This is a genomic window from Arsukibacterium sp. (assembly GCF_041616895.1).
Lineage (GTDB): Bacteria > Pseudomonadota > Gammaproteobacteria > Enterobacterales > Alteromonadaceae > Alishewanella.
Map to the genome: position 1 here is coordinate 1 of NZ_JBFJPY010000141.1, position 5,276 is coordinate 5,276.

At 50.1% G+C, this 5,276-nt stretch carries 5 protein-coding genes; 1 reads left to right on the forward strand and 4 read right to left on the reverse strand.

The features are described 5' to 3' along the window. Both ABY802_RS15615 and ABY802_RS15620 read right to left on the reverse strand, forming a co-directional pair. The coding region (locus ABY802_RS15615; RefSeq protein ID WP_372628050.1) for a hypothetical protein at nt 1-195 on the reverse strand (195 nt) is incomplete at its 3' end. A gap of 67 nt (nt 196-262) precedes the next feature. Beyond that, nucleotides 263-586: a DUF440 family protein gene (locus tag ABY802_RS15620; RefSeq protein WP_372628051.1), complete on the reverse strand. Its 324-nt coding sequence runs from the start codon at nt 584-586 to the stop codon at nt 263-265. Between the two features lie 120 nt (nt 587-706). Between ABY802_RS15620 and rlmA the strand changes: the two genes are divergently transcribed. Beyond that, the gene (gene rlmA / locus ABY802_RS15625; protein WP_372628052.1) at nt 707-1,516 is read left to right on the forward strand and encodes a 23S rRNA (guanine(745)-N(1))-methyltransferase; all 810 of its coding nucleotides are present in this window, start codon (nt 707-709) and stop codon (nt 1,514-1,516) included. Between the two features lie 5 nt (nt 1,517-1,521). On the opposite strand, the gene ABY802_RS15630 is transcribed toward rlmA, so the two are convergent. After that, on the reverse strand, nt 1,522-2,790 hold the full coding sequence (locus ABY802_RS15630; RefSeq protein WP_372628053.1) for a serine hydrolase domain-containing protein: 1,269 nt from the start codon (nt 2,788-2,790) through the stop codon (nt 1,522-1,524). Between the two features lie 17 nt (nt 2,791-2,807). Continuing rightward, on the reverse strand, nt 2,808-5,276 hold a 2,469-nt coding region (locus ABY802_RS15635; RefSeq protein ID WP_372628054.1), incomplete at its 5' end, for a S8 family serine peptidase.

Genomic DNA, 5,276 nt, shown 5'->3' on the forward strand with positions numbered 1-5,276 from the left:
AACCGGCGGGTCTTCCGGAGTTATAAAGAGTTCTACCACTGGCAAAATCTTCGGCGATGGCCGCTCAGCCAGCGGGGGTTTGATCAACAGGTACATCATGGCAAACAGGCTAAAGGTAACTAACCCGGCCAGCAAGATGCTGCTAATCATCCGGTTTACGGTATTAACAGGGCTTGAATAATGAAGTGTTTGCATAGGGTGTCCTCCGTGTTTAACTATTAGACGACGGAGGACGAAGTGCGGGGTTAATATTTTTTAAATATTACTGGCTCCGCCATTGGGCATGACACAGCGCATCGTGTTTTTCACGGCTTAATAAAATGCGTGCTAATACTTTGTCAGGGTTGCCGTCCAAACCGCTTAGGCCTATTTGCGCTTCATAATGCAGCTCAGGCTCCAGATCCTGCATTATCAGCTCTACCCATTCAGGCCCGGGTATCACCAAATCAACATAGCCACGCTGCTCATATTGCTGCTGATACTCGTTATAGTCTTCGGCACTCAGGTTATCCGGCGCTAACTCTTCAAAAATATCAAACGCATGGTCGCAAATCTCATCTAACGACCACATTTCTAAATCCTGCATCAAGTAATCCTGTAACAACGTTAATATTGCAATAGTAAGTGTGCTGGCAGTATAGCAAGCCTTTGCCCTGAAAGCTGCCAAGCTGTTACACTGCAGCCGTTTATCATAGCGGATCTCAGTATGTATATTTGTCCACTTTGTTACCAGACATTACAGTTATCAGGTCGTCAGTTTCAGTGTGCCAGCAGGCATAGTTTCGACCTGGCTAAAGAAGGCTATGTCAATTTATTGCCGGTACAACATAAAAACTCGAAAGATCCCGGCGACAATAAACAAATGATTGGGGCACGGCGGGAGTTCTTGCAAAGTGGTGCCTACCAACCGTTATCTGATGCCATTAACGCACAAGTGGCCAACGCCGTCGCTACCAGTACCAGCAGCATCCTGGATTTAGGCTGTGGCGAAGGCTATTACAGCGGCCGTTTGCAACAGGCATTAACGCCAGGCGCTGAGTTGTATGGCATTGATATCTCTAAAGCGGCAGTAAAATACGCGGCCCGCCAGTACGCTGATATCCGCTTTGCGGTAGCCAGCGCCTATCAACTGCCTTTTGCCGATAACAGCTTCGATTGGGTGATCCGGGTTTATGCACCATCCGATAGCACCGAGCTGCAGCGGGTTATTAAACCACAGGGCAGACTGCTCAGCGTTAACCCCGGGCCAAACCATTTAATTGAAATGAAACAAGCCGTGTACTCTGAGGTAAAACTACACAGTGATGACATAAAAGAGCAGCCAGGGTTCACTCATATTCAGCGCCAGCGTCTCAGCTACCCGTTAACCATTACCGACGCTACTCAGTTAGATAACTTACTGCAAATGGTACCGCTGGCCTGGAAGTTTACCAGCGAAAACCGCCAGGCGTTTGTAAAGGCCACCGGCAGCATCAGTATCGACTTTCTGCTGGATGTGTATCAGCTAAACGACTGAGCGCCTTAACATTGGGGCTCGCCAGCGCTATTTAGCTTACAATTGGCAAGCTTGGTCTTGTCATGTTGCTGCAACACCCCAAACATTGCCGCCCAAAAGGCTGGCGTTAACTCGTTCACCACATTTGACTCAGCATTTAGCAAAATGACCAGGCCGAGCTCACGCTCGCGTGAATAGGCCAGCTCAGCCCGAAAGCCCTGCACCCAACCACCATGATAAACAAGTTGCTCAGGGCCAAACTGGTAGACCCGCCAGCCCAGAGCATAATGGGCTTCGGTTAAGTAATTACGCCAATTACTGCGGCGCAAATCTCGCGGCGTTTTAACCCGTTTCTCAATAATCTTATCCAACACGTTTTGCGGCATCACTTGCGGATAATAGCCCAGCTGGGCAATCAGCCAGTGGCTTAAATCAATCACACTGGCATTCACACCTGCGGCGGGTGCAAACCGATAATAGCTTTGATTGACATTGCGCGAGTGCCATCGCCCTCTGGCCCGAATATGCGGGCTGGCACGGTTTTCATTCAGTAAATAGGCTTCTAAGCCTACGGAAGCCGTTGGTAGTTGCAGTGGCTCAAAAATGTTTTTCTTCAGCAGGCTTGCATAATCGCTACTGGTGGTCTGACTGATAATAGGTTCAATTAAACTGAACAGCACATTCTGATAGCCATAACACTTTCCAGGATTACACAAAGGGTCAATTTTCTGAAACTGCGGTAGTATCCGCTCAGGTACAATATTGGCTTCAATCAGATTATCGTATGCATTGGGCATTACCCCACTGCTTTGCGACAACAAATGCTCTATTTTCAACTGCGGGTTATAGGCAATATTTTTAAAAGAAAACTCAGGTATATATTGCACCACCGATTCATCCCATCGAAAATGCCCCCGCGCTTCAAGCAGGCTGGCCAGCCCGGCAGCAAAGGTTTTTGAGACAGAAGCAATCCGGAATACCGTAAAAGGGTCAACCGGCGCATCACCGTCAATATCTCTTACCCCATAACCCTTGGCACTGATAATTTTATTCTGGTATACCACCGCGTAGGCGGCCCCAGGGATGCCATGTTCCACCATTTGCTGATTAAAATACTGCTCAAAGCTGGCCAGCTCTGTGGCCAGCAGCTCCGGCACAGTTGGCGCAGCTATGGGCGCAGCTAAAGGCTTTGTCGCGGGCACTGCTGCCGCAACAGAAATAGAAGTAGCAGCGGGCTGCGCCGCCAGGGGTATTACCGCATTCAGCAATACAACAGCTAATAATACTCGAACCAAAATAACCTCAAATGTGTTTACGCTGGCCGGTTAGACCGTATCTGCGCCAGGGCAGCCCAGGCTGCAAGCAATAGCATAACAAAACTTAAGCCGCCACCGCTGCTATTAGCACTGTTAGTCGCGGCACCAGCCGCAACGGCGGGGTTTATCTGTACCGTGGTATTACTGCTGCTCTGGCTAATGCCATCATCTGCGGTAAACCTAAACACCAGACTGGTACTGCTGGTCACTGCCGGCGCAGTAAAACTGGCATCCAGGCTGGTGGCACTGCTTAGTGTTACGGTTGGCCCGGAAAGTTGCAGCCAGCGATAACGTAAAAAGTCATTATCGCTGTCCGTTGCGCTCGCACGCAACTGTACCATCGCCCCTGCCAGTGCAGTTATTGTCGCAGCGGTGCTCACCTGCGGGCTACTGTTAGCGCACTGACTATTGCGCTCCAGCGTGGCGATACCTGCCAGCCAGCTGGAAAACGCCAGATTTCGTGGCGGACACAGGCTGGTATTCTGATAACTAAAGGCGCTTAAACCGGTCAGCTCAATAAAATTCTGCGGCAAGGTACCACTAAAATTATTATCCGCCAACCATAGTAGCTTTAAATCAGTCAGTGCTGCCAGTGCCGACGGTACGGCGCCAGTCAACTGATTCGACTCCACAAACAGGCGTTGCAATCTGGCTAACTGGCCAAGACTGTCAGGCAAAGCGCCACTGAAGTTATTAAATGACAAATCGAGTTGGCTAAGTGCACTCAGTTCACTGATCGCAGCAGGAATGGCACCGGAAAACCCATTTTGCCATAAGCTTAACTGCTGCAAATTGCGCAGTTGCAGCAATACTGTCGGAAAATCGCCTGTCAGGCTATTAAAGCTTAAATCGAGCTCTGTTAATGCCGTTAAGCCAGCAAGTGCTGCTGGCAACTCGCCGCTCAGGTTATTATTGCTAAGATCCAGTGCCGTAACCTGGTCATTGCGGCAGCTTACGCCTGCCCAGTTGCATATCGCAACCTCAGGTTCAAGCCAGCCCTGATTATTCAGCCAGCTCTGGCCCAAGGTATCGTAATAAAGCTGCACCAGCGCATTACACTGGTTAAGCGGCACCATCAGGTTATCAAGCTCAGTGCAAAAATCGTCATTGCGGGGCAGCACGCTTACCTCTGAGTCAGCAAAAGTAAGCTCTGTGGCTTCACCATTAAACTGCCACTGGCCGGCAAAAATACCATCTTCGGCGTTATCGCGCTCGGTCAGTACAATGCTCTGAGCATTATTGGCGGCAGTAACCTGTGGCTGGATAGCGTTACCATTACAATCAATACTCAGTACCCTGATGTCCAGCATGCTATCCACCGGCAAATAAACGATCTCCGTGGCGGGTGAAATGCGCCGGGCGGGCGGGGTCTGGCACTCCAGCACTCCGCTATCTGCTGGCGTTGCTCTGCCGACATTGCTGGCTAATAGCAATTTGCCACTAGTGGTGAAATCCCGGATCAGCGGATCGCTGCTGACTTTACCGGTTAACAGTAACCTGGCGCGCAGGGCTTGCCAGCTGAGCGCGGGCTCGGCAGCTTTTAGTAAGGCCACCAGCCCACTGACTACCGGTGCGGCCATTGAAGTACCGGACACGCTGGTATAGCCATCGTCCAGATCTGTGGTAACAATGGCGGCTCCCGGTGCTGTCACATCTACCCAGTCACGACCATAATTACTGAAGCTGGCCTTATCTTGTGCCTGATCATGGGCCGCGACACTGATAATATTGGTTAAATCGTAGGCCGCCGGATACAACGGGCTTTGGTTACCACTATTGCCGGCACTGGCAATAAATAACATACCGGCCTGCTGATGACGGGCAATTGCTTCATACAAGGCCTGCGACTCACCGGCGCCACCCCAGGAGTTATTGCTGGCAATAATATTAATGTTATATCGCTGTTTTAAATCCAGTAGATAATCCAGACAGGCGATGGCATCACTCACAAAGCCAGTGCCTGTTTCATCTAAAAATTTGCAATGTAATACCTGCAATTGCCAGTTCACTCCGGCAACGCCCAGGGTATTATTAGTTGTCGCCGCAATAATGCCGCTTATCTGGCTGCCATGACCATCTTGATCGGTCGGATCACTGGTATTATTTGCGGTATCAATGCCATAAATATCATCAATATAGCCATTACCATCATCATCAACGCCGTTAACCGTCTCTAACGGGTTACGCCAGAGGTTGGCCTGTAAATCAGGATGATTATACGCTACCCCCGTATCAACCACAGCCACCACCAGCTGTTGCTCACCCGTGCTCTGCTGCCAGAAAGCCGGCGCGTTAATGCCTTGAGCCTGGCTTAGATGCCACTGCAGGTTAAATTGCGGATCATTTGGAATTTGTTGTTTTTTGACAAGATAATCAGGTTCAACAAAGCGAACCCCTGGCAACTGCCGGTAGTAGTTAACTGCCTGCTGCAATTGAACACCACTGGCCAGCTCCAGCCGTAATAA